Origin of the sequence: Dactylosporangium sp. NPDC000555 (assembly GCF_040300025.1) — a bacterium.
In the GTDB taxonomy this organism is placed as follows: domain Bacteria; phylum Actinomycetota; class Actinomycetes; order Mycobacteriales; family Micromonosporaceae; genus Dactylosporangium.
Genome location: NZ_JBEPDB010000054.1, coordinates 12409 through 36379 on the forward strand (window position 1 = coordinate 12409; position 23971 = coordinate 36379).

The following is a 23971-nucleotide window of genomic DNA, read 5'->3' on the forward strand; positions in this document are numbered from 1 at the left end:
CGCGTCTTCAGCCATCGAAGGTGCCGTAGGTGCTCTTAGCCGAGAGCGGCGTCAATCGTCCTGCCGGCCGGCTCAAATGCCCTGATCGGCGATGGACAGCCCGAACTGCTGGGCGCCGTAGGCCATCAGGATCGGTTCGGCGACATTGCTGTTGTGCAGGCTTCCGGCGTGAATGTCCCGCCAGGCCCGCTGGATCGGATTCAGTTCGTGCAGCACCCGGCCGCCGGAGTTGGTGAACACCCGGTCCACGGCGGAGCCCGCCAGCTGGGTGGCGCGCACCTGGTCGAGCCGGCCGCGTGCGCGCAACTCGATCGGGATCTCCTTGCCGTCACGGGCGAGCGCCATCATCTCGTCGAGATCGCGCATCATCTGCAGCCGGGCGCCGTCCAGCTCGCCGGCGGCCTCGGCCACCCGCGCCTGCGAGAACGGCTCCTCCGCCACGCGGGAGCCCTTGGAGATCCGGACCCGGTCGGCGGTCCACGCGATGTGCTCGTCCAGCGCACCCTGCGCGGCACCGAGCAGCGGCGCGGTGATCCCGAAGCTGAACACCGACCCGAACGGCAACTGGTAGATCGGCGAGTCGCTGGTGACACTGCCGGAGGTGAAGGGGTGGGTTCGGTGCTGCGGGACAAAGGCGTTGTCCACGACGACGTCGTTGCTGCCCGTTCCGCGCAGACCCACCACGTGCCACACGTCGTCGACGACGTAGTCGGTGCGTGGCACCAGGAAGCACAGCCGGCGTACCGTGCCGTCCGCTTCGGTCGCGGCGCCGCCCAGGATCACCCATTCGGCGTGGTCGGAACCGGACGAGAACGACCACCGGCCGCTCAGCCGATACCCGCCGTCGACGATCTCGACCTGGCCCCGCGGCGTGTACGAGGAGCTGATCAGCACGTCGTGGTCGGCGCCCCAGACGTCCTCCTGCGCCTGCTGCGGCATGAGCCCCAGCTGCCAGCTGTGCACCCCCACGACGGCGTACACCCAGCCGGTGGAGGGGCAGGCGGCACCGATGATCATCGCCGCCTCCATGAACACCTGCGGGTCGTACTCGAAGCCGCCGTACATCGCCGGCTGCAGCACACGGAACAACCCGGCTGACTTGAGATCGTTGATCGTCTCGTCGGAGATACGCCTGGCGTTCTCGGTGTCGAAGGCGCGCTCGCGAAGCACGGGTGCCAACGCGCGGGCCTTGTCCAGCATGTCGTCCGGGCTCATGCCCGACCTCCTTGGATCCTCGCGATGAGCTCCGGCAGCGCGGTGCTCCAGGACACTCTGCGATCGAGAAGTGGTCTTGTCCACCAACGCATCCCAATGAGCGGCACGGCGACCCGGCCCGGATCAGGACGCCGGCGTCCAGGACGAACGTGTCCTGGTAGCTGCCCGCCGATTCTGGAATTGTGGGGGGATGGAGCCCGCGTTCGTACTTGTGCACAGCCTGCTGCTGGGCCCCTTGACGTGGGCTCCGGTCGCGGCCAGGCTGGCATCCTCGGGTGCGACGACGATCGTGCCGTCGCTGGTCGATGTGACCGACGCGGACGACCCGCCGTTCTGGCCACGCGTCGTCGACAGGGTCGATGACGCCGTCTCCCAGGTGCCGCGGGGTCAACCGGTCTTCGTGGTCGCACACAGCAACGCCGGCCCGCATGTTCCGGTCATCGTGCACGCGGCTCGGCGTCCGGTCGCCGGGTGCCTGTTCGTCGAGGCGAGGCTGCCCTCCCGTACCGGGCCGACGGCTACCGCGTCGCCGGAGCGGCTGAGCTACCTGCGCACCCAGGTGACCGAAGGTCGGCTGCCGCGGTGGACGGACTGGTGGGACGAGGACGACGTCGCGACGCTGTTTCCCGATCCGCGGACCAGGTCGACGGTCTCGGCCGAACAGCCACGGCTTCCGTTGAGCTACTACGAACAGCAGATTCCCGTACCTGACGGCTGGGACAACCGGCCGTGCGGGTATCTGCTGTTCGGGCCGTCGTATGACCACATGGCGCAGGACGCCCGCGCACGTGGCTGGGACGTCGACCAGATCCCTGGCCAACACTTGCACCAACTCGTCGATCCGGACGCGGTGGCCGCTCGCATCGTCACCATGACCGGAAGGTGGGACGGTTAGCTACTGCTCCTGCTGCTCCCGCTGCTCGATGATCAGGCGGAGCAACCACACCCGCAGGAACTGCGCGAGGGAGTAACGCAGGAACACCCCGGACCCCGTCACCGCGCACGCGATACCCAGCATCGCGACGATCTGCGCATCGTTCTGGTTCAGCGGGTTGTCGGTGTTGTGGGACAGGAAGTAGCCGACCACGCCGAGCACGATGCCCAGCAGCGCGAGCAGCATGCCCAGCCGGGCCAGAACCCGGTCCCGGCCCGGTGCGGGCGCCGGCAGTTTCATTTCCGCGATCCGCTCCCGGAAGGCATCGGCACGGGTGCCTGGTTGAACATCGACGCTCATGATTCTCCTCGACAACGCTCGTTCGGCGATGGGCTCGACCGTGGTGCCCTGCGGCCACTGTTCACGCCGAGGTACCGCGGGTCAACTCTGGTATCTCATTCAGTGGCACCGTTCGCCACGCGACCCGGGGCATCAGGTCTACCGTGGCTGGATGGTCACGTTCGCTTCTATCGACGCTGCCTTGGCGGAGATCGCCGCCGGCCGACCGGTGGTCGTCGTCGACGACGAGGACCGCGAGAATGAGGGCGACCTGGTGTTCGCCGCCGAGCTTGCGACCCCCGAGCTGGTGGCGTTCATGATGACTCATTGCCGCGGCCTGGTCTGCGTACCGATGGAGTCCGACGCCCTCGAACGGCTCGAGCTCGGTCCGATGGTGGCGCGGAACACCGAGAGCATGGGGACCGCGTTCACCGTGTCCGTCGATGCCCGGGAGGGCATCAGCACCGGAATCTCGGCCGCCGACCGGTCCCGCACCATCCGGCTGCTGGCCGATCCGACCACCAAAGCCAGCGCGATCGCACGTCCCGGTCACGTGTTTCCGCTGCGGGCCCGGCCGGGCGGGGTGCTACGCCGCGCCGGTCACACCGAGGCCGCGGTGGACCTCGCGCGGCTGGCCGGGCTACGTCCGGCCGGCGCCATCTGCGAGATCGTCAACGCCGACGGCAGCATGGCACGGCTGCCCGAGCTGTCCGCGTTCTGCGAGCGCCATGACCTGCTGCTGATCTCGATCGCCGACCTGATCAGCTACCGGCGACGCTACGAGCAGCAGGTCGAGCGGGTGGCCATCGCCGAACTTCCCCTCGACGCGGGCAGGTTCCGCGCGCTCGGCTACCGCAGCCTGCTCGACGGTACCGAGCACCTGGCACTGCTCACCGGTGAGATCGGCGACGGCACGGACGTGCTTGTCCGAGTACATTCGGAATGCCTGACCGGCGACGTGCTGGGATCGCAACGCTGTGACTGTGGTGCCCAGCTCCGCGCCTCACTCGCAGCGGTCGCCCGGGAGGGGCGAGGCGTGGTGATCTACCTCCGTGGGCATGAGGGTCGCGGCATTGGCCTGCTGCACAAGCTGCGTGCCTACGCGTTGCAGGACGCCGGTGCGGACACCGTCGACGCCAACGTGCGACTGGGCCTGCCGGCCGACGCCCGGGACTACGGGATCGGCGCCCAGATCCTCGTCGACCTGGGGGTGCGCAGCATGCGGCTGCTGACCAACAACCCCACCAAACGCGCCGGCCTGGAAGGCTACGGACTCGAGATCGTCGGACGGGTCGGGATCCCGGTCCGGTCAAATCCGCACAACCTCCGCTACCTGCGCAGCAAGCGTGACCGGATGGGCCACGATCTGTCGGGACTGCCCTGGTACGACGACGACGTGTCGTGGGCCGCCCTGGCGCACCGTGGCGTCCGCAGCGCCACCCCTGCCGATCATCGCGGCCGGGTGAGCATGTTCGGCCTTGCCTCCGAGGACAACGACCCGGCCTGAGCCCCGGCGCGGGCTCCGGGTCAGCATGTGCCGCACAACCTGCTCGAGCGCGGCCGGCGCTCGACACCTGCGGATCCGCCGCTAAGACGCAGGCGGCGAGGTCTCGGTGCGGCGCAGGCGATACAGCACGTGCTGTGCCAGCGGGTGATCGGCGCCGAGGCTCGGGTGGATGAAGTCGTCCGCCGGGTCGCGGTGCATCCCGATCCGCCGCATCACCGCCTGCGACGGCGTGTTGGTGACGGTTGTCATCGACACGATCTCGTCCACGCCGGCACCGCTGACCTCACCGCCGGCCCTGTCGCCATCGCCCGTGCCGTTCGCGGGCCGGAATGCGTAGTCGCGGGCCGCGATCGCCGCCTCTGTCGCGTACCCCTTGCCCCAGGCCCGCCGGGCCAGCCGCCAGCCGATCTCCAGCGCCGGTGCCCACGGCGTGTCGATCCGCTGCCAGACCAGCCCGACGAACCCGATGAACGGATCGTCGGCCGTGGACACGGCCCACAGCCCGTAGCCGTACTCGTCGAACTGCTGCACGATCCGGTCCACGAACGTGTCGCTCTCCCTGCGGGAGAGGGTCCGGGGGAAGTACCGCATCACCTCGGGATCCGCGTTCAACGCCGCGAACGGCTCACGGTCGTCGTCGGTCCACCGGCGGAGCAGGAGCCTCTCGGTGCGCATCCCCCCAGCCTGCCAAACGAGCGGCCGCGAGTCACCCGGGCGGCGCAGTCCGTGCCTGCGATCTGCATCGCCCGACCATCATGTTCGCCGTGATCACGGAGTAAAAATGCACACGGAGCAGCACGTTCGCTCCGTGATCAAGGAGAACCCCGTGCACTGCGGGCGCCGGAGCGCATGACCACGGAGACTTTGCTCGGCGGACCGCCGCTGCCAGCCAATTGACTGTCGCTCTAAGTGATCGAAAAGAGACGATCAACGGGGTCGACAACGGCGGACAGTGACGCGCCGGGCACGAGAGCCGGGTCATCGGCGCGGATCGTGTCCGCCTCGAACGTGGCGAACCCGGGCCCGCTGATACGCACGTGGAGTTCCAGCCCAGGATCCTCTCCGCCCAGATGGTTCGCCACCGCGAGAATCTCTGCCGTCGCGGCGACACCGGCGGCGGATAGCCGGCGCGCGTCGCTGCGCGAACGGGTGACCAGCCGCCAGCCGAAGACACCGAACCCGATCCCAACGATCGTCGTCAGTACGTCACCGGCAAGCAGGTCCCAGAAGTCCGCGGGCGACCGCCGTGGGTCAAGCGTCACGGCGACGGCGAGCAGGACCGGTCCGGGCAGGCAGATGGCCAGGAAGAGCAGTCGGCACAGAAGCGCGCCGATCGGACCGATGCGCACTTCCGCTTCCCGCGGGGTACTCGTCACCCTCGCACCCTAGTGCGGCGCCGAGGCGTGCTGCCGGTGCCTGCGACGGCGGCGGCGCTCGCCGCGACCAGTAGCGCGAGCGCGGCGGGGATGCCGAGGGCGACCGACAGCGGTACCGTCCGCGTGGCCGCGCCGATGAGGACCGGGCCGGCGAGGAAGCCGGCATAGCCCATGCTCACCGCGACGGCCAGGGCCCGCGCTCCCTCGGCGAGCACGGTCGGCGCCGCGAACCCGCACGCTGCCGAAGCGGTCGACGAGCCGCCCGGCGACCATCTGCCCCACGATCGGCCCGGCGGCGAGCCCGAGCAGCGCCACGCTGAGCCGGAAGTCGTCGAGCCCGAGGCCGTGCTTGACCGCGGGCACCCGCGCGGTCCACACCCCGAGGGCGCCGCCGGAGAGCGGTCACGCCTCGGCGAGTAGGCGGGCGGTCGGCAGCTTCCGCAGCAGGCGCAGCGGCAGGACCGTCGCCGCCGCCGTGGCCAGGACGCCGGCGACGGCCGTGGTGGCGGCGACCGCATACCCCACCGCTGGGAGACCACCGTTGAGCGTCGCCGCGACGCCGAGCCCGCAGGCCGCGCCCGCCACGCCGCCGCAGACGCCGAGGATCGCGGCCTCGTAGCCGGCCAGCCGGCCGAGCAGGCGGTCGCTCCAGCCGACGGCGCCGAGCAGGGCGAACTCCGCCGCCCGCTCGCGGATGTTGACGTAGAGGACATCGCCGACGGTGGCGGCGCCCAGCAGGATCGTGATCGCCGCCGCGATGTAATCGGTCGACTGGACCTGCACGGTGATCGCGTCGCCCAGCAGCGTGCCGGTCACCGTGCCGCGGAAACTCAACGTGATGACCGCGAGCAGGGTCAGCGCCGCCACGCCGAGGGCGAGGCTCAGCGCGCCGAGCGCCGTCCGGCCGGGCGCCCGCAACACGTTGGCCCACGCCAGACCGCCCACCCGGCGCGGGACACGGCCGGCGCGGACCCTGGCGACCGCCGGGCGGATCGCCCTGACCGGCGCCGCGCGGGTCGCCTGCCATGCCGGTACGAGCGAGGCCAGCAGCGTGAGCAGCAGCGCCGCCGGTAGCGCGAGCAGAAGGTACGGGATCCGCAGGTGCACGTTCAGCGGCAGCGCCGCGGCCAGCGCCAGCGCGGTGCCGGCCACCCCGGCGATCAGGCCGACCACCGTCGACTCGGCCAGCACCAGGCCGAACAGCCGGCGTCTGGGCCAGCCGAGGCACGCCAGCACGCCGAGTTCGACGACGCGGGTGCGCACCGCGGCGCCGGTCGCGTTCGCCACCGCCAGTACGCAGGCGACCAGGACCAGCCCGGCCAGCAGAAGGCTCTTGCGGTCGATCGCCGCGACGATCACCGTGGCCACGCCGGCCTGCAGCCATGGCTGGTCGACCCGCAGTGGTGGCCGGCCGTGCGCGCCCGCCGGCAACGCCGTCGGTACCTCGGCCGGCGAGCCGCCGAGCACGATGTCGACCCGCAGCCCGGTCGCCTGCTGGATCTGGTCGGCGGCGGCGCGCGCCCGCTCCTTCGACAGCGCGTCCATGCCGAGCTGCCCGGTCAGCCGCACCCGGACCGAGCTGATCGGGGCGGTGATGTCCGCGCCGCCCACGGCGCCGAGATTCGTGTACTGCGAGCGCCACAGCGTCGGCATCGCGTCCAGCGTGGTCAGCAACTGTGGGCGTGGCCCGACCGGCCCGGTGAAGTTGGCACTCGGCGCGAGGTTCCGGCCGTTGAGTGCGCGCCGGGCGGCGTCGTCGGCCGGGGCCGCGTCGGTGGCGCGGTACAGGTCGGCCGGCACGGCGGAAAGCTCCGAGCCGACGTCGACCCGCCCCGGGTCGAACACGCCCACCGCGTGCAGGCGGGTCGGCCTGAAGCTGTCGCCCGGCGCCGGCACAAATTGGTGCGGTACCGCCGAGCGCACCGCAGTGTCGGACAACTCCAGCGGCAACGGGTTGAACGGCACGTCGTCGTTCGCGGACAGCCCCCACTCGCCGCCGGTCAGCGGGGTGGCCTCGCCGGGCCGCTGCGGACCGACACTCCAGAAGATCCACACCTGGTCCGACAGGCGATCGCCGATCGTCGTCGGGCGCTCGCCGCCGACGATCATGGACTGCGGCGGCGTATCGTCGGCCAACGGCTGCAGGAGCTGCTGCACGAGGCGGGGATAGGCGTCGTCACCGGAGACTGTCACCTCGCCCAAGCGCGTGCCGGTGTCGGCCTCGTAGCCGTCGACGAGGTTGTCGAACCTGGTACCGGCCGCGACCCCGTCCGCGCCCGCCGAGCCGAGCCGGTCGATCTCCACCAGGGCCTGCTGGTCCAGCGCCGGCCGGGAGGAGACCAGCACCGGCAACGTGGTGCCCTGGGCCGAGCTCCCGCTCAGGTACGTCCCGGCGACGACCGCCGTGTCCAGCCCGTTGAGTCGTGCCTCCTGCTCCGGATCGATCGCCGCGACCAGCATCGGCACGGACACCAGCACGTCGATCAGCGGGTTGGGGCTCGCGTTGCCGGTGGACGCGGGGTCGCTGGACCAGCATTTGACCGCCTGGCGCATGTCCGGCCGCAACGGGTCGACGGTGCCGATGTCGTGGGTGAGGTCGACGCAGACGGCGGTGCGCGAGCCGTCCGGCCGCACTTCCGCGAGCGACGACGCCTGCGGCTGCTCGCCCTCGAACTGCTGGCCGCCGGTGACCCGGTCACCGGGGATGAACTCGAGCCGGTCCGCGGTGACGTACAGGTACGAGGAGCCGTCCGTGAACCGGCTCAGCCCACGGTCCCAGCTCCACGTGGGACGGGCCCGCAGGACCTGCCGGCGCTGCCCGGCCGCGAGATATCGGGTAAGATCGATCGGTACGGCCACGGTGCGCATGACGTAGCCGACCAGCGCGACGGGCGCCGCCACCGACACCCCCGGCACCTGTTGGATGCGGTGCCACTGGTCGAGCGTGATACCACCGGACGTGCTCGCCACCGAGTCGAACGAGATCCGGCCCGGCACCGGGTCCGTCGTCGCCGCCGGGCGCACCAGCAGGTCATACTCGGGGCGGAAATGCTGGCTCACGGTGCCCTCGGCGCGCAGCTGCGAACCCCGCGCCGCCGAGGCCAGCAGCGAGAAGCTCGCCACGGCGACCGCCACGGCGAGCAGCGTCGCCACGACCCGGCCGCGGCGGAACCGCAGCTGCGCCATCACCATCGAGATCACGACACCGCACTCCTCGCCCGACGATCCGCCACGGATCGGCATGGGAGGCGTTGCGCTCGTCGCCGGCACAGGGCCGCGAGCAGCACGACCGTGAACGCGCCGGCCAGCCCGTACCGCGCGGCGACCGGTGCCAGGACAGCGGCGGTGACGCAGAACCCGGCGGCCACGGTGGCAACGGCCAGCGGTCGCGCCGCCGCGACCGGCACCCCGGCCAGCTCTCGGACCGAACCCGCGAACGCGGAGAACGCCCGACGGTTTCGCGCCTTTCCAGCCAGGAAGGCAACGAAAACACCAGCAATGAGCAGACGCGCGAGCCACGCGGCATACGACATGGAGCCCCCATGCACCAATCGCGGCCGTGCCATGATGTTGATAATTTTCGATCATGGGGACGGCATTGCCTGATCACTCTGGCGCGCTTCAAGGGAGGTGTCAACGCTTTCGACCCGCTGCTGGCCGCTCCCGTGCCCCGGCTCCCGGCACCCCTCACCGCAGTTGACGACCGAGCGGTTCCGGCCCGCCCTGTTGCGGATCTTCGGCACCCTCAACGGGGCACCGATCATGTGGAGGCAACGGCTCTTATCGTCTTGGCATGGATGAGGCCCGTTTCTGGATGATCGTCGACAGCAGCTTGGTTGACCCATGTCGCCAAACTGAACTGCTGAACAACGCGCTTGCCGGCTTGAGCGCCGATGACGTCCTGGGATTTCGCCGCCAGTTCGTCGCGGCCCATCGCAGGGCGTACACCCGACGGATGTGGCTCGCCGCCGCCTTGCTGCACAGCCACCCGAAGGGCGACATCGACCTCAGCGACGACAGCTTCACCGACTTCCGCAGCTGGTTGATCAGCCGAGGCCGGCACCCCTTCGAGCTCGCAGTCAACAATCCAGACACAATCATCGATCTACCGGTGGACGGCTGTCATGATCTCTTCTGCCACGGCGAGACGTTCGCGGCCGTCCCGGACGAGGTCTACGAGGAGTTGAGCGGCGAGGAGGTCCCGATCGACGAGGACATCGTCGAGATGCTCGGCGAACTGCCCGACTCGCCCGTCGGGCACAGCACCGCTACTCTGTCCGCCGCCTACCCTCGACTTGCCGCCCGCCGGGGATCGCCCTGAGCATCCATGGAATCCGTACGCCCTCCGAGCGGCACGTCGGACGTGTCGGGCGTCCGGTTCGCGGTACGAGCGTGGTCGAGCGACCGCACGCTTCGCCGGCTGGGTAACCCAAGTACGCTGGGGTGTGTTGATCGTGATCTCCGGCTTACCGGGCACCGGCAAGACCGCCGTGGCCGCCGGTGTCGCCGCCAGGTTGCATGCCGTGCATCTGTCCATCGACGCCGCCGAGGACGCCATGCTCGGCGCCGGCCTGCCATCCGGCTGGGAGACCGGCGTCGCGGCATACGAGGTGACCAGGGCTGCCGCCGAACAGAACCTGGCCCTGGGCTGGGATGTCGTCATTGACGCCGTCAACGACAGCGAACCAGCCCGCCAGACCTGGCGCAGTGCGGCCGAACGTGCGGCCGTCGCGCTGCGATTCGTATTGCTCACCTGCTCCAATCGGGAGGAGCATCGGCGCCGCCTGGAGAGCCGACGGCGAGGGTTGCGCCACCTCCCGGAGCCGACCTGGGACCACGTCGAATCTCGGGCCTCCGCCTATGAGCCGTGGACGGACCGCCACGTCCTGATCGACACCTACGCGCCGCTGGAGACGGTCATCGACGCGACCTACCGGCGACTCGCGGAAAGCCAGTAACGAATCAGCTCACCCTTCGGTCGCGACTGCCGCGATGGCGGCGTGCGGTCGGTGAGCGCCTTCGCTGGGCCGCCGCAGGCGCTCGACTTCCGTGAAGCCGGCGCGCGCCAGTCGCTGGGAGAACTCGTCAACGGGCCAGCGATAGGCGGTCACGACCTTGTGGTCGAAGGCGGCGACCTCGTCACCGTCGAAGAGACCAAGCACCAACGTTCCGCCCGGAGCCAGTACTCGCCGAAACTCGGCGAGTACGCCGTCGAGGTCTTGCGGCGGCAGATGGATCAACGAGTACCAGGCCAGGATGCCGGAGATGGAGTGGTCGGCAACGGCGAGATTTTCGATCGACCCGAGTTGGTAGCTGCCGCCCGGGTGGGCTGCCCGCGCATGGGCGATGAACTCGGGGACCATGTCGACTCCCGTCGCGTCGACGCCCAGCGAGCGAAGGTAACCGGTGATATGCCCAGGCCCGCAACCCAGATCGAGCACCGTGCCGGACCGGCCCACCAGATGCCGCCCGATGATGGCCAGATCGTCGGCGTGGACCCGCTCGCTCGTACCGAACAGCTCGATGTAGAGACCCGCGACGGACGCATATGCCTGCCGAACCAGTTCCATGTGTCGTCGCCGGAATCAGTTGCCGCCGATACCGGTGTCCATGACCTTCGCGGACGCCTTCACCTCGGCGCGCTTGGTCTGCTTGCCGCCGGTCGTGGTGATCGTGTAGGTGTGCGTCTCGACGCTGCCAACCGGGCCGCCGCAGGAGAACGTGAACGTCTCGGTGCCGGTGGCCGGGTAGTTGCCGTAGCTTCCGGGCAGCTCCGGGTTGTCCACCGACAGCCCCACGCCGGTCGCGCCGGTGACCTTCCACTTGATGATCACCGGTACCGCCTCGGCACGGAACACGGCCGTGCCTTCGGGGCACTTGGGCTGCTGCACGATCTTGAACTCGACGATCTTGGTCGCGCCGCTCGACTTGCTGTTCTTGGTCGGGCTCGGCTTCAGCGACGAGGTGGCACCGGCCGGCACCATCGACGACGAGTCGGACGGTGTTTCGGCGGTGTCCGAGGAGCAGCCGGTGGCACCCAACGCGGTGAGCGCGATCGCGGTGGCGGCCATCGAAAGGCGGACGGTCCTGCGGTTCATGGTGTACCTCCCGGCAGCGGGCGTTCGGTTGACGCATCTGACGGTAGAGGCATCCCGACCCGGACTGATCCTGGATTCGTGCCACACCCGGCAAGTGGTTGGGCAACACGCGAACCGTCGCACCGGGTACGGTGGCGAAATGTCACCATTGCGAGTCGTGCCGATGAAGGACTGTTGATGATCACCGATCCGACGATCCTTCGCATCGGCGAGGGCGTGGCGTTGAACCATGGTCAGGGGCAGCGTGAGGCTGCTCGCCATGTGTTCGCGGAGATCTGGGAGGAGATCGGCGGGGAGCAAGGGGATCCGCTGCACGTTTGTGTGCTCGCGCACTCGATGGCCGATGTGCAGGACGATGTCCACCAGGAGCTGGTCTGGGACCAACGGGCCTTGGCGGCGGCCGGCCTGCTCACCGACGACCGGGCGGCGCAGGCCGGGGTGACGCTGTCCGCGGACGGCCTGTTTCCGTCGTTGCACCTCAACCTGGCTGACTGCTACCGCAGGCTCGGCGATCTCGGCCTGGCCCGGGAGCACCTCCAACAGGCGCAGGCCGGGATCGGCGCGCTCGGCGATGACGACTACGGACAGCTGATCAAGAGCGGCCTGGAGCTGCTGACGCAGCAACTGGCTCGCAAGTAACCGCGACTGCCGCGACGGCGGCGTGCGGTCGGTGAGCGCCTTCGCTGGGCCGCTGCAGGCGCTCGACTTCCGTGAAGCCGGCGCGCGCCAGTCGCCCGGAGAACTCGTCAACGGGCCAGCGATAGGCGGTCACGACCTTGTGGTCGAAGGCGGCAACCTCGTCGCCCACGAAGATGGCAAGCACCAGCGGACGCATCTGCCTGCCGAACCTGCTCCACGTGCACCGCGTGACTATAGGACCTCCGTGTCACCGTTCGCTGCGGAAACCGAAGCCGCTGCGGTGGAAGACCAGGGGCAGCGAGTGGTCGGCGTGCTGCACCGCGTGCAGCCGGAGCAGCACGATCGTGTGGTCGCCCGCCTCCACCTCGCGGTAGATCGTGGTGTCGAACTGCGCGAGCCCGTCGGGCAGCGTCAGCGCGCCGTGCTCGCTCAGCAGGACCTCGACGTCGTTGAAGCGGGACTCGGGTGGGCCGGCGAGCTGGCGGGCCAGCCCGCCGTGCCGGTCGGCGAGGATCGTCACGCCCAGGTGCGCCGCGCGCCGCAGGTCGGGCCAGGTCTTGGACGCGTTGGCGACGGAGAACGACACGAGTGGCGGGTCGAGGCTGACCGACGTGAAGGAGCTGGCCGCGAGGCCGACGAGGGCGTCGTCGACCTGGGCGGCGACCGCGACGACGCCGCTGGGGAAGATGCCGAACGCCTGGCGGAGGCGCACCGGGTCGAGATCCTGGTTGGTGGGGAAGGGCTGGGAAAGCTGGGGCATGTCGATCAACTCTCAGGGGATCAGTCGAGGTGGGGTGTCGGCGAAGCGGCCTGGAAATGTGCGCGGAGGGTGTCGGTCTCGTACTCGTGCCGGTAGAGGCCGCGCTTGCGCAGGATCGGCACGAGCTCGTCGGCGATCACGTCGAGGCCGTCGATCAGCGCATCGGGCTGGAGGTTGAAGCCGTCGATCGCGCCCGAGTGGAACCAGTCCTCGATGTGGTCGGCGAGCTGCTCGGGCGTGCCGACGAAGCCGGCGTGGCCGGAGCCGGTGTAGCGGGTCTGCTTCAGGTACTCGCGCACGGTCGGGTTCGTGCGCCGGATCTGGGTGACGATCGACTCGCGGAACCCCATGCTGCCCTGGAAGGTCTGCGTGTCCGCGGGCGCGGCCAGGACCTCCTCGGGGAACGGCTCGTCGAGCTCGAGCTTCGAGGCGTCGTACCCGATCGACTGGGACAGCCATTGGATCGAGTAGGAGGCCGGGCCGGCGTCGTGCAACTCGTCGCTGCGCCGCTTGGCCTCCTCCTCGGTGCTGCCGAGGCTGAGCAGCAGACCGGGAAGGATCTTCACGTCGTCGGGCGAGCGGCCGTTGTCGCGCGCGAGGCGCTTGACGAGACGGTAGTGCTCGATCGCCTTCTGCTTGGTCAGTTCGGCCGCGAACACGCCCTCGGCGACCCGGCCGGCCAGCGCCCGTCCCTTGGGTGATCCGCCCGCCTGCAGCAGCACGGGGCGGCCCTGAGCGGAGGGCGGCACGCGGAGCCGGCCGTCGACGTGGAAGAAGTCGCCGTGGTGGTGGACGTCGTGGCCGGTCGCGGCCGAGTCCCACAGCGCCGTGACGACGTCGACGAACTCGGCGGCCCGTTCGTACCGGTCGTCGCGCAGCGGCACGTCCGCCAGGCCGAAGTTGCGGGCGGCCTGCGCGCCGCGGGTGGTGACGATGTTCCAGCCCGCGCGGCCGCCCGACAGGGTGTCCCACGAGAGCAGCCGTTCGGCGAGCTCGAAGGGGTCGTTGAAGGTCGTCGACGCCGTGGACACCAGACCGACGCGCTGCGTCGCGGCGGCGACGTAGCCCCAGTTCACGGTGGGTTCGAGCCGGATCGGGTTGGCGTCGTACGCGGGATCGCCGAGCACCGGCCCGTCGGCCAGGAAGATGGCGTCGAGCGTTCCCCGCTCGGCCGTGCGGCCGATGCCCGCCCAGTAGTCCGGGTCGACGAAGGAGTCCTTCTTCAGCAGCGGCGACTGCCACGCGGCCGGCAGGTAGCCGAGGACGAGCACGTTGATGCCGAGGATGACGTGTCCCGTACGGCGATCGGTCATGGTGTCTGCTCCGGGGTCACAGGGAGGGCTGGGGTTCGGGTACGGGAAACGCGGCGCGGCCGCCGGCAGGGCGCGCCGGGGTCGCCAGGCCGAGGGCCGCGCGCAGCGGTCCGCCCGGCGTCACCGGCGTGAAGCCGTCGGCGAGCAACCGCTCGGCCTCGGTCAGCACCTCGTCCAGGCTCTGGTCGAGGGTCGGCCGCAGCAGGACGCCGCCGGCGTCGCTGTCCGCCGGCCGCAGGCCCAGGGGCGCGATGCGGACGGAGCCGCCGACGCCGACGACAAGGTCGACCGGCGCCGAGTCGGCGGCGACGACGTCGTCCGGCGTGGAGGCGTACCAGGCGATGAGCGAGGCGCCGGTGGCGGGCTCCGGAGCGTTCAGCGGGCCGGTGATGTGGTAGGCGCCGTCGTGGTCGATGTGGACGATCTGGTCGGACTGCACCAGGATGCCGGTTTCGCGGTCGCCGATGATGGAGTCGTAGGGCCAGCTCTGCTCGAGCGCCCGGACGGCGCGGGCCGTGTCGAGCGCCGTCGCCGCGGTGAGCGGCGCGCCGACGCCCAGTCCGGCACCGCCCCAGGCGCCGGTGGCGTCCGGGCCGGGTGCGGCGTACGCGTCCGCCACCCCGAAGAGGACGCCGCTGCGCCCCCGGGAGAGGTGCCCGAGCGATGCCACCCGGCGTGCCAGGTTGTATGGGTGGTCGCGCTGCGGGCTGGCGACGACGAGGAAGCGCGCCCGGCTCGTGCGGCCGGCGAGGATCGCGCCGACGGCGCTGCTGTCCAGCGTCAGGGGCGCCGGGCCGCGGCCGTCGATCCGGTCGATTCCCAGGACGGTGAACGCGATCGGCAGCGCGTCCCATCGGGCGAGCAGGTCGGCGCTGCCGGTCAGCTCGTTGAGGTGCGGCCCGGCGAGGCCTAGTGCGAGGTACGGGGCGGGCATCGGTTTTCCCTTCGCTGGTGGGGCGGCACGGGTCATCGCAGGGCTCCGGCCGGCTGCCACCCGATCGCCGGCCCGATCTCCGCGGCCAGGACGTGCAGCCGGGCTCGGGCGTTGGCCGCGTCGAAGTCGTCGCGGTAGGAGAAGTTGGCGACGAAGTCCGTGGCCCCGGCCGCGATCGCCGGGTCGGTGCCGACCCGCTCGGCGATGTCGTCGGCGGAGCCGTAGAACGGCACGAGGTCGAGGTATTCACGCACGCTCAGGCCGCGCAGTCGCGGGTTGCCGCTCAACGCCGCCCGGTCGGCCAGCGCCTGCAGCCGCGGCCCGAGCACCGGTTCCACCTCGCGCAGCACCGTCTGCTTGTCGCGTCCGGCGTACACGAACCGGAAGATCGCGACCCGTGGGGCCTCGTCGGGGTGGGCGCGCTCGTGCGCCTCCAGGTGGGCCGCGACCTTCGGCGCCTGGCCGGTGTCGGCTGGGTCGAAGAAGGCGCCCTGCTGAAGCCCGTCGCCGGCCAGGCCAGCGGCGGTGGCCTGTTCGATGCTGGTCGCGGCCTGCCACAGGTGTCGTCGCACCCGCGTGCCGTCCGGGTACAGCCGTGGCGCGTCGGCGCCGGGCACCAGTGGCCGGCCGTCGAGCGCCGCGTGCAGCGCCGCGACCTTCCGGTCGAACAGGGCGTGCCGCTGGTCGGCCGACTGTCCGAACGCCGCGAACCCCTCGAGGTTGGCGCCGCCGGTGCCCAGCCCGAGGTGCAACCGGCCACCGGTGAGCGCGTCGACGACCGCCGCGTCCTCGGCGAGGCGCAGCGGATCCTCCAGCGGCAGGGTGGTGATGCCGGTGCCGAGTGTGATGCGCGAGGTTCGGGTGGCCGCCGCGGCCAGGAACGGCAGCGGCGAGGCGAACGGGCCGTCGGTGTTGTCGAAGTGGTGCTGGCCGACCCACACGCTGTCGATGCCGAGCTGTTCGGCGTACGCGATGGTGTCGATGACCTCGTCATAGACCCGCGCGACGTCTTCGATGGCGCGCGAGGTCGTGCGGAAGTTGAGGGCGAAGCCGAGGCGAAGCGGCCGGTGTGACATGTGTGCAGCTCCTGCGATACGGGTCAGTTGCCCTGGCCGCCGCGGTGGGTGAAGGTCAGGTCGGGTACCGGGTCGGCGCCGTTGACGATCCAGTCGCCGAGGATGCGCGCCTTGTAGACCCGCGGGTTGTGGGAGGCGAGGGTGCGTGCGTTGCGCCAGTGCCGGTCGAGCAGCAGCGTCTCGGAGACGCCGGACGCGCCGAGGGCGTCGAAGACGGTCGTCGTGGCCTGCAGCGCGGCGTCGATGATGGCCAGCTGCGCCTGCACCGTGGCCACCTCGGCCTCCAGGATCCGCTGCTTGCGGAGCACTTCGTCGCCGCTGGCGTGGGCCGCCGCGACCAGGTCGATGGCGTGTCCCGCCGCCCGCAGCGCCGCCCCGGCCGCGAAGGCGTACACGGAGAGCTGGCCGACGACCTGCAGCAGCTGAGCGTCGCGGGTCGGGTCGGGGTCGAGCGCCTGGGGGTAGTTGCGGCCGCGGGCCTTCAGCGCGCGGGTCCCGTCGCGCAGCGCCGCCCGAGTGATGCCGGTCAGCACGGACAGCACCGCGGTCTGGTAGAAGTGCCCCTGGTAGACGAAGCGCTCCCCGGCCGGGAAGACGTCGCCCTGCGCCGCGGGAACGTCGGTGTACGTCGCGCTGCCGCTGGCGGTGGTCCGCTGGCCGAAGCCGTTCCAGTCGTCGACCAGCCGCACCCCCGGGTCGTCGCGGCGCACGAGGGCGGTGAGCACGGTGTCGCCGTCGCCCTTGCCGAGCACGTCGAGCCAGTCGGCGTAGAGGCTGCCGGTGGCGTAGAACTTGGCGCCGCTGACCAGCCACCCGTCGCCGTTGCTGCGCACCGTCGTCTTGAGGTTGGCGAATGTGCCGTTGTTGGCCTCGGTCCACCCGCCGCCGACGAACTCACCGGCGAGGAACCGCTGGATCCACCGGTCGTTGGTCTGCGAGGGCGCCGCGTTGAGCCGGTCCTCGACGAAGGCGAGGTGGTTGCGCCAGACGTGCGAGACGTTGGCGTCGGCCTCGGCGAGATCCGCGAGCAATGCGAAGGTCTGCTCCAGTGAGGCGCCGAAACCGCCGAACTCGACCGGGATGCGGACTCGGCCGAATCCGGCGTCCTTGAGCCACTGCACCTGGTCGTGGGGGAAGATCCGGTCCGTCTCCCGGGCGACGTTGTCCTCGGCGATCCGGTCGAAGAGCGGCTGGAAGCGCTCGGAGAGCTCGGCGGCCGTGGCGGTGGCGGGACGCAGGTAGGTCCGCCCGGCGGGGGCGTCAGTCGTGGTCATGATCAGTCCTTGATGGTGGAGGGGGCGAGGAGGTCTTCGCGCCGGCGGGACCGGACGGGCAGGACCGCGTCGAGCAGGGCGCGGGTGGCCGGCTGCCGATCGGTGGAGAACAGCTCATCGGCGGGGAACGTCTCGACGAGCGAGCCCTGGCGCATGACGCCGATGCGGTCGCAGACGAAGTCGATGATCGCCAGGTTGTGGCCGATGAACAGGTAGGTCAGGTCGAGCTCGTCCTTGAGGTCGAGCAGGAGGTTGATGATGGCCGCCTGGGTGGAGACGTCCAGCGCCGAGGTCGGCTCGTCGAGAATCAGCAGATCGGGTTCCAGGGCGATGGCGCGGGCGATACCCACCCGCTGCCGCTGCCCGCCGGAGAACTCGCGCGGATACCGGTCCGCGTAGCCGGCGTTCAGGCCGACGAGCTCCAGCGCTCGGTGGGTCAGCTCGATGGCCTCCCGGCGGCCGGTCGCCTTTCCCAGCCGCAGCAGCGGCCGGGCGATCTGGTCGCCTACCCTGATCCGCGGGTTCAGCGCGGTGGCGGCGTCCTGGAAAACGTACTGGAACCGGCGCCGCAGGTCCCGCAGGCCCTGTTTGCCGGCCGTTCCGACGTCGGCGCCGTCGAACGTGACCGAGCCCGCGGTGAGCGGTAGCAGGGCGCCGGACAGCCGCGCCAGCGTGGACTTGCCGGAGCCGGACTCGCCGATGAGCCCGAAGATCTCGCCGCGGCGCACGCTGAGGGAGACCTCGCTGACCGCGCGGACGGTCGACCGGTGCCGTCCGGTGCCGAGCCCGCCGATCGAGAATTCCTTGGTGACCTCGCGCAGCTCCAGGATCGGGCGGTCGGCCGGCGGCCGGGGGGCTTCGATTCGTTCGCTGAGGCGTACGCGCGCCGTGGCCGCCGGGGCGCCGAGCAGCCGCCGCTGCTGGCCGTCCTGGAGATGGCGCTGCCCGATCTCGGGCACCGAGTCGATCAGGGTGCGGGTGTAGGGATGCGACGGCGCGCCCAGGATCTGCGCGGTCTGCCCGATCTCGACGATCGTCCCCTCACGCATCACCGCGACGCGCGTGCTGGTGTGCGAGACGACGCCGAAGTCGTGGGTGATCAGCAGGACCGCGGTGCCGGCCTCGCCGGCGAGGCCGAGGAGCAGGTCGAGGATCTGCTTCTGGACCGTGGCGTCGAGCGCGGTGGTCGGCTCGTCCGCGATGAGCAGCTTCGGGCCCGACAGTCCGGCGAGGGCGATCATGACCCGCTGCCGCATGCCGCCGCTGAGCTCGTGCGGATAGGACCGCAGCACCCGGTCGGGGTCGCCGATCCCGACCCGGTCGAGCCAGGCCCGGCTCACCTCGAGCGCCTCGTTGCGCGGCACCCGCAGGTGCAGGCGAGCGGTGTCACCCAGTTGGCTGCCGATCGTGAACGAGGGATCGAGTGAGGTCACCGGGTCCTGGAAGATCATGCCGATGCCGGCGCCGCGGAAGACGTTGAGCTGCCGCTCCCCCAGGCCCGCCAGTTCGGTGCCTTGGAAGCGGATGCTGCCCGCGGTCACCCGGGCGTTGCGCGGCAGCAGGCCGAGAATGCCGGCCGCGGTGACGCTCTTGCCGGATCCGGACTCGCCGACCAGGGCCAGTACCTCTCCGGGACCGACCTCGAGGTCGACGCCGCGAACGGCGTGCACGACCGCCCCGGGCAGCTGGAAGTCGACGTGCAGGCCGTCGACGGTGAGCACGGCTGTCATCGGATCACCTCACGGGTTGAGGACGTCGCGCAGGCCGTCGCCGAGCCAGTTGAAGGCCAGGGCGACCAGCAGGATGGCGATGGCGGGGAAGGTGGCGACGCCGGGGTTGCCGGTCACCAGGACCTTGGCGCCTTCGGAGATCATCCGGCCCCAGTCCGGGCTGGGCGGCTGGATGCCGAGGCCCAGCGCGCTCAGGCTCGCGGTGAAGACGATGTTGACGCCGACGAGGCTGGTCCCGTAGATCACGACCGAGGAGAGGAGGTTGGGCAGGACCTCGGTACGCAGGATGGTGGCCTCGGAGGCGCCCAGGGAGCGCGCCGCCTCCACGTAGTCCTTCTCCCGCTCGATCCTCGCCTCCGCGAACACGATGCGGGTCACGTACGGCACGGCGCCGAAGACCACCGTGCCGATCAGCACCCACGGTCCGGGGTGGATAACCGCGGCGAGCGAGAGCGCGACCAGGATCACCGGGAACGCGAACATCAGGTCGATGATCCGCATCAGCACCCCGGAGGTGCGCCGGCCGGCGAACGCCCCGTACAGCCCCAGCACCGTCCCGATCAGCAGCGCCACCGCGACCGACACGATCGAGACGACCAGCGCGCCCCGGCCGCCGTGCAGCAGCCGGCTGAGCACGTCACGGCCCTGGTCGTCGGTGCCCAGCAGGTGGCCGGCCGAGCCGACGGGCGCCAGCACGTTCTCGGGATCGCCGGCGTTCGGGTCGTACGGGGCGAGCCACGGCGCCAGCACGGAGATGCCGATCACGACGATCAGGACGACCAGCCCGAGCAACGCCTCGCGGTTGCGGACGAAGCGGGCGGCCGCGGACCGCCGCAGTCGTGGCGGCGCGCCGGTGCGGACCTCGGCTGTTGTCGTGGTCATGCGCCACCGTGCCTGAGCCGCGGGTTGAGCAGGTCGAGCAGCACGTCGGTGATCAGGTTGACGACCACGAATGTCGTGGCGACCAGCAGGATGCCGGACTGGATCACCGGGTAGTCGCTGCCGGCGATCGCGTTGAGCAGCACGCTGCCGAGACCGGGCCAGGAGAAGATCGTCTCGACGAACACCACGCCGGTGATGACCGAGCCGATGGTGAGCCCGGTCGTGTTGACGATGGGCGGCAGGATGTTGCGGCCGATGTGCTTGCCCAGGATCGCCGCGCGCCCGAAGCCCTGCGACCGGTAGGTGCGGATGTAGTCCGATCCCGCGCTCTCGATGACCGCCGCCCGGACGAACCGGGCGATGATCAGCATCGACACCAGGGAGGCCGCGAAGGCGGGGGCGATCAGGTGCAGCAGCAGGTCGCCGAAGCCGCCGTCGCCGCGCAGGTCGTGCATACCGCCCGGGGGCAGCCAGTTCCACTGGACCGCGGTCAGCCAGATGACGATCAGGCCGAACCAGTAGATCGGCAGGTTGCTGCCGACCTGGACCAGCAGCATCGCCGCCCGGTCGATGAGCCGGCCGTGCCGGATTCCTGAGACGAAGCCGATCAGCACCCCGAGGGCGACGGCGACCACGGTCGTCGCCGCCCCGAGGATGAGCGTGTTCAGAAAGGCCGGGAACACGATGCCCGACACGGGGCTGCGCACGCTCAGCGAGATGCCGCCGCCGTTGGTGAACATGTCCCGCAGCCAGAGCAGGTACTGCTTCCAGGCGGGCTGGTCGAGCCCGTACGCCTGGCGGATCTGCTCGATCTGCTCGGGCGACATCTTCTCGCTCAGCACGTTCTTGACGGGGTCAGCCGGGCCGGCCTTGGAGATGAAGAACACCAGCAGGCTGATCCCGAACAGCAGCGGGACCAGGTTCGCCAGCCGCCACAGGATCCGGCGCGCCATCGTCAGCTCGCCACCCAGATCTGCGACAGGTCGTAGTGGTCCTGCTGCGGCCAGACGAACCCGCCGACGCGCGGCGCGACCGCGTAGTAACGGTTGAAGGAGATCAGCGGGAAGATCGTGGCGTCCTTGGCCCAGGTCTGCGCCGCCGCCTGCCACAGCTCCTTCGACTTGGCCGGGTCTGAGTTGTGCGCGGCCGCCTCGATCGCGCTGTTCGTCGCCGCGCTGGTGTCGGAGTACTTGTCCCCGTTGCGGTTGACCACGCTGTAGTTGTGCGCGATCTTGACCCAGTTGGGGGCGATGTAGCCCCACTCGCCGAGGTTGATGCCGTCGGTCGGCTTGAGGTTGGCCGAGCGCGTCCCGTACGTGATCCACTCGAACGACTCCACCGAGGCGTCGATACCGACCGCCTTGAGCTGCTGCTGGATGAACTCCGCCGTGGGCTGTCCGGTGGTGTCGGTCAGGATCGTGAACTTCACCTCGCCGGGCTGGTAGCCGGCGTCGGCGAGCAGCTTCTTGGCCGCCTCGGGGTCGAACTGGTAGTCGACCGCGGACGCGTCGTACGCCTCGTTGCCCTGGTTGATGATCGAGGTCGCCGGCTCCGCGTAGCCCTTGTAGATCTTCTCGGCCAGGGTCTTGCGGTCGACGGCGTGGATGATCGCCTGCCGCACCCGCTTGTCCTGCAGATACTGGTTCGTGTAGTTGAAGTTGTAGTAGATGATCTGGGGAACGTTCTTGTTCTCCGGCACCGCGAAGCCGGCCTTCTCCAGCGTCGCGACCGAGTCCGGTGGGACGCGGCTGATCAGGTCGACGGCGCCACTGCGCAGCGCGGCGACGCGGCTCTGGTCGTCACCGATCGGCTTGAAGATCACCTTGTCCAGGTGCGGCCGGGCGCCCCAGTAGTCGGGGTTGCGCACCAGCGTGGTGTGGTCGCCGCGCACCCGCTCCTGGAACTTGAACGGTCCCGTGCCGACCGGGTGGTCGGCGAGCCCGTCCTGGCCGTGCTTCTGCAGGGCGGCCGGGCTGAAGATGCCCGACGCCGCGTTGCCGCTGTTGGGGATCTGCCGCAGGTAGTCGAGGAAGGGGTGCTTGAAGACGTACTCCACGGTGTAGTCGTCGATCACCTTGAACGACGCGAGATCCGCGTAGACCAGCCCCATCGTCGCGGCGCTGACCTTGTCGTAGTACTGGAAGGTGGGGTCGGTGAAGCGGCGCACGTTGAACTGCACGGCCTGCGCGTCGAACGGCGTCCCGTCGGTGAACTTGACGCCCTGGCGCAGCTTGAAGGTGTAGGTGGTGGCGTCGGGGCTGACCGTCCACGAGGTGGCAAGCCCGGGCACGATCTTCGGGATGCCGGTCGGCGAGGACAGATCCTCGTTGACGAGGGTCTCGTAGATGTTGCGGTCGATCCGCCAGGTCTCCCACGAGTACTGGCGGTTGGGGTCGAACTGCGTGACCTCCTGGTACTGGCCGACGATGAGCGTGCCGCCGTCGCGGGGCTTGGAGTCCGCGGCCGCCGAGGACCCGGAGCCGGAGCTGGAGCCGCAGCCGGCCAGCAGCAGGGCTGCGCCGGTGGTCACGGCGGTCCAGGCGAGCAGTGAGCGCTGGGATATGGCCATGGCTGGTCGATCCTTTCGTGGAGCATGGGCGCACGCGTCGTCGCTGCGATGCGGTACGGGCGCCTGAGGGGTGGCCACGCAGGCCGGAGATCAAGCCGTGAGATCGGCGTTGTCCGAGGTCGGATTACCTGTTATGCATACCGGAGAAGTAGGAATACCAACCGAGGATGGCATGTCGCTCAAACTTAAGTCAACCTCTTGAGATCTCGGTCATTCGATGAGCAACTAAAGTAGAACTGAAGTTAGTCGTGCTCCTGCCAGAACACGATCGCCTCGTCGTCGCCCAGGTTGCGACAGCTGCTCACGCCCGCCTGATGCACGGTCAGCGCATCGCCCTGCCGGAGGATGGGCCGCGCCGCCGGCAGCACCACCTGGACCAGCCCGACGGCGACGAGCAGCACCTGCGCCTTGTCGGCCCGGAACGCCGGCGCGGCGGCGCCACGCGGCGGGATCCGCACGACGGTCGTGCGCAGGCCCAGCGACTCGCTGTCGATGAGGTACGGCGCGCCGCCCACCCGCCCGTCGGCCCGGGCCAGCTCGTACGAGGGCGGCCGGCCGCGCAGCAGGTGGTCCACCGACATGCCCAGCTTGTCGGAGAGCTCGAGCACCGTCTCCAGCGACAGCGCGTGCTGGCCGCGCTCGGCCTGTGAGATCGCGCTGGCCGACACCCCCACCAGCTCGGCGAGGTGGGCCTGGGTCCAGCCGCGCTGGTGGCGTATCGAGCGCAGGCCGCGGCCCAGCAGCGACGCCGCGCTGGTGGCCTCGACCGTCAGGCCCTCCTCCCCCAGCCGGTAGGGCAGCATGGCGCCGCGGACCTGCGAGCGCCGGCCATCCGCCCGCTCGATGCGCAGATGACCGGCCCGCGCCTCGATCACGCACTGGGCCAGCGTCTGCACTCCAGAGTTCTGGTCCGATGCGGCATCGAACCAGTGCGTCACCACGCCGTGCTGGAGCGCGAAGTGGCCCAGCTGAGCCGTCGCCCGCGCGGCCGCTCGATCGTCCCGGGCGAGGGCGCGCAGATTGATCGCCAGCACGACGCCCGGCCCGCCGGGACGGTCCGTCGCGGATTTCAGGTCCGCGACAAGGTCGTGCAGGCCCATGCCGGCCGGGTAGTACTCGAAGCCGTCCGGCGCCGTCCACCGGCGCGGCTGCGTGTCGACGACGATGCGCCGGGCGAACGACGGCGCCCGGGCGATGCATCTGAGCACGCCCTCGGCGAACCGGGCCATGCCAGCGTCGTCGCCGTCGAGCGCCCAGAAGACGTTCTCGCCCCAGAAAAGCCCCTGCAAGAGCTGGTCGAGCTGCGGGATGCCGAACAGGGCGACCCGCCCGTCGTCCTCGCCGCCCACCGCCACCCGCAGCCTTCTGTTCGCATTCGGCCAACA

23 protein-coding genes and 2 pseudogenes are annotated in these 23971 nt (G+C 70.4%); 5 read left to right on the top strand and 20 right to left on the bottom strand.

The genetic code is table 11. The features are described 5' to 3' along the window. Positions 1-72: 72 nt before the first annotated feature. Positions 73-1215: a 3-hydroxy-9,10-secoandrosta-1,3,5(10)-triene-9,17-dione monooxygenase oxygenase subunit gene (gene hsaA, locus ABT297_RS27775; RefSeq protein WP_350554841.1), complete on the bottom strand. Its 1143-nt coding sequence runs from the start codon at positions 1213-1215 to the stop codon at positions 73-75. Positions 1216-1405: 190 nt separating this feature from the next. Between hsaA and ABT297_RS27780 the strand changes: the two genes are divergently transcribed. Further along, the gene (locus ABT297_RS27780; RefSeq protein WP_350554843.1) at positions 1406-2110 is read left to right on the top strand and encodes an alpha/beta fold hydrolase; all 705 of its coding nucleotides are present in this window, start codon (positions 1406-1408) and stop codon (positions 2108-2110) included. On the opposite strand, the gene ABT297_RS27785 is transcribed toward ABT297_RS27780, so the two are convergent. Then, positions 2111-2449: a hypothetical protein gene (locus ABT297_RS27785; RefSeq protein WP_350554845.1), complete on the bottom strand. Its 339-nt coding sequence runs from the start codon at positions 2447-2449 to the stop codon at positions 2111-2113. Positions 2450-2600: 151 nt separating this feature from the next. On the opposite strand from ABT297_RS27785, the pseudogene ABT297_RS27790 reads away from it, so the two are divergent. Then, a pseudogene (locus tag ABT297_RS27790) lies at positions 2601-3797 on the top strand (bifunctional 3,4-dihydroxy-2-butanone-4-phosphate synthase/GTP cyclohydrolase II); the annotation flags it as partial. 219 nt (positions 3798-4016) lie between these two features. Here the strand turns inward: ABT297_RS27790 and ABT297_RS27795 are convergent. From ABT297_RS27795 to ABT297_RS27815, 5 genes are all read right to left on the bottom strand, one after another. Then, positions 4017-4610 (bottom strand): GNAT family N-acetyltransferase, encoded by a 594-nt coding sequence (locus tag ABT297_RS27795; RefSeq protein WP_350554847.1) that lies wholly within the window; start codon positions 4608-4610, stop codon positions 4017-4019. Between the two features lie 230 nt (positions 4611-4840). Then, positions 4841-5284 carry a hypothetical protein gene (locus ABT297_RS27800; protein WP_350554849.1) on the bottom strand — a complete coding sequence of 148 codons (444 nt, stop codon included), beginning with the start codon at positions 5282-5284 and terminating at the stop codon, positions 4841-4843. 23 nt (positions 5285-5307) lie between these two features. Then, a complete protein-coding gene (locus ABT297_RS27805) occupies positions 5308-5526 on the bottom strand; it encodes a hypothetical protein (protein WP_350554851.1) in 219 nt (72 codons plus the stop codon). Between the two features lie 187 nt (positions 5527-5713). After that, positions 5714-8503, bottom strand: coding sequence for an FtsX-like permease family protein (locus ABT297_RS27810; protein WP_350554924.1), 2790 nt, complete (start codon positions 8501-8503; stop codon positions 5714-5716). Between the two features lie 5 nt (positions 8504-8508). After that, the gene (locus tag ABT297_RS27815) at positions 8509-8877 is read right to left on the bottom strand and encodes a MauE/DoxX family redox-associated membrane protein (protein WP_350554853.1); all 369 of its coding nucleotides are present in this window, start codon (positions 8875-8877) and stop codon (positions 8509-8511) included. 227 nt (positions 8878-9104) lie between these two features. Here ABT297_RS27815 and ABT297_RS27820 point away from each other — a divergent pair, with 227 nt between their 5' ends. Next, positions 9105-9632, top strand: coding sequence for a DUF4240 domain-containing protein (locus ABT297_RS27820; RefSeq protein WP_350554855.1), 528 nt, complete (start codon positions 9105-9107; stop codon positions 9630-9632). 133 nt (positions 9633-9765) lie between these two features. After that, positions 9766-10269: a P-loop nucleotide/nucleoside kinase family protein gene (locus ABT297_RS27825; protein ID WP_350554926.1), complete on the top strand. Its 504-nt coding sequence runs from the start codon at positions 9766-9768 to the stop codon at positions 10267-10269. A gap of 9 nt (positions 10270-10278) precedes the next feature. Here ABT297_RS27825 and ABT297_RS27830 read toward each other — a convergent pair whose 3' ends face one another. Further along, positions 10279-10881: a class I SAM-dependent methyltransferase gene (locus tag ABT297_RS27830; protein ID WP_350554857.1), complete on the bottom strand. Its 603-nt coding sequence runs from the start codon at positions 10879-10881 to the stop codon at positions 10279-10281. A gap of 15 nt (positions 10882-10896) precedes the next feature. Beyond that, complete coding sequence (locus ABT297_RS27835; RefSeq protein ID WP_350554859.1) at positions 10897-11409, bottom strand: hypothetical protein; 513 nt, start codon at positions 11407-11409, stop codon at positions 10897-10899. 177 nt (positions 11410-11586) lie between these two features. Between ABT297_RS27835 and ABT297_RS27840 the strand changes: the two genes are divergently transcribed. After that, positions 11587-12048, top strand: coding sequence for a hypothetical protein (locus ABT297_RS27840; RefSeq protein WP_350554861.1), 462 nt, complete (start codon positions 11587-11589; stop codon positions 12046-12048). Here the strand turns inward: ABT297_RS27840 and ABT297_RS27845 are convergent. The 11 genes and pseudogenes from ABT297_RS27845 to ABT297_RS27895 all read right to left on the bottom strand — a co-directional run. Beyond that, positions 12002-12238: pseudogene (locus tag ABT297_RS27845) on the bottom strand (hypothetical protein); the annotation flags it as partial. The gene ABT297_RS27840 and the pseudogene ABT297_RS27845 sit on opposite strands and share 47 nt — an antisense overlap. Positions 12239-12295: 57 nt before the next feature. Further along, on the bottom strand, positions 12296-12808 hold the full coding sequence (locus ABT297_RS27850) for a flavin reductase family protein (RefSeq protein WP_350554863.1): 513 nt from the start codon (positions 12806-12808) through the stop codon (positions 12296-12298). Between the two features lie 20 nt (positions 12809-12828). Next, positions 12829-14121 carry an NtaA/DmoA family FMN-dependent monooxygenase gene (locus ABT297_RS27855; RefSeq protein ID WP_350554865.1) on the bottom strand — a complete coding sequence of 431 codons (1293 nt, stop codon included), beginning with the start codon at positions 14119-14121 and terminating at the stop codon, positions 12829-12831. Positions 14122-14137: 16 nt separating this feature from the next. After that, the gene (locus ABT297_RS27860) at positions 14138-15055 is read right to left on the bottom strand and encodes an LLM class oxidoreductase (protein ID WP_350554866.1); all 918 of its coding nucleotides are present in this window, start codon (positions 15053-15055) and stop codon (positions 14138-14140) included. 32 nt (positions 15056-15087) lie between these two features. Next, positions 15088-16131, bottom strand: a complete 1044-nt coding sequence (locus ABT297_RS27865; protein ID WP_350554868.1) for an LLM class flavin-dependent oxidoreductase — start codon at positions 16129-16131, stop codon at positions 15088-15090. Between the two features lie 23 nt (positions 16132-16154). After that, positions 16155-17405 carry an acyl-CoA dehydrogenase family protein gene (locus ABT297_RS27870; RefSeq protein ID WP_350554870.1) on the bottom strand — a complete coding sequence of 417 codons (1251 nt, stop codon included), beginning with the start codon at positions 17403-17405 and terminating at the stop codon, positions 16155-16157. 2 nt (positions 17406-17407) lie between these two features. Continuing rightward, the gene (locus ABT297_RS27875) at positions 17408-19135 is read right to left on the bottom strand and encodes a dipeptide ABC transporter ATP-binding protein (protein ID WP_350554872.1); all 1728 of its coding nucleotides are present in this window, start codon (positions 19133-19135) and stop codon (positions 17408-17410) included. Between the two features lie 9 nt (positions 19136-19144). Next, positions 19145-20017 carry an ABC transporter permease gene (locus tag ABT297_RS27880; RefSeq protein WP_350554874.1) on the bottom strand — a complete coding sequence of 291 codons (873 nt, stop codon included), beginning with the start codon at positions 20015-20017 and terminating at the stop codon, positions 19145-19147. Beyond that, positions 20014-20970 (bottom strand): ABC transporter permease, encoded by a 957-nt coding sequence (locus ABT297_RS27885; RefSeq protein WP_350554876.1) that lies wholly within the window; start codon positions 20968-20970, stop codon positions 20014-20016. Before ABT297_RS27885 ends, ABT297_RS27880 begins: the two co-directional genes overlap by 4 nt. Before the next feature lie 2 nt (positions 20971-20972). After that, positions 20973-22586 carry an ABC transporter substrate-binding protein gene (locus ABT297_RS27890; protein ID WP_350554878.1) on the bottom strand — a complete coding sequence of 538 codons (1614 nt, stop codon included), beginning with the start codon at positions 22584-22586 and terminating at the stop codon, positions 20973-20975. Positions 22587-22828: 242 nt separating this feature from the next. Continuing rightward, entirely contained in the window at positions 22829-23941 is a 1113-nt protein-coding gene (locus ABT297_RS27895; protein ID WP_350554880.1) for a helix-turn-helix domain-containing protein, read from the bottom strand. Positions 23942-23971 lie beyond the last annotated feature (30 nt).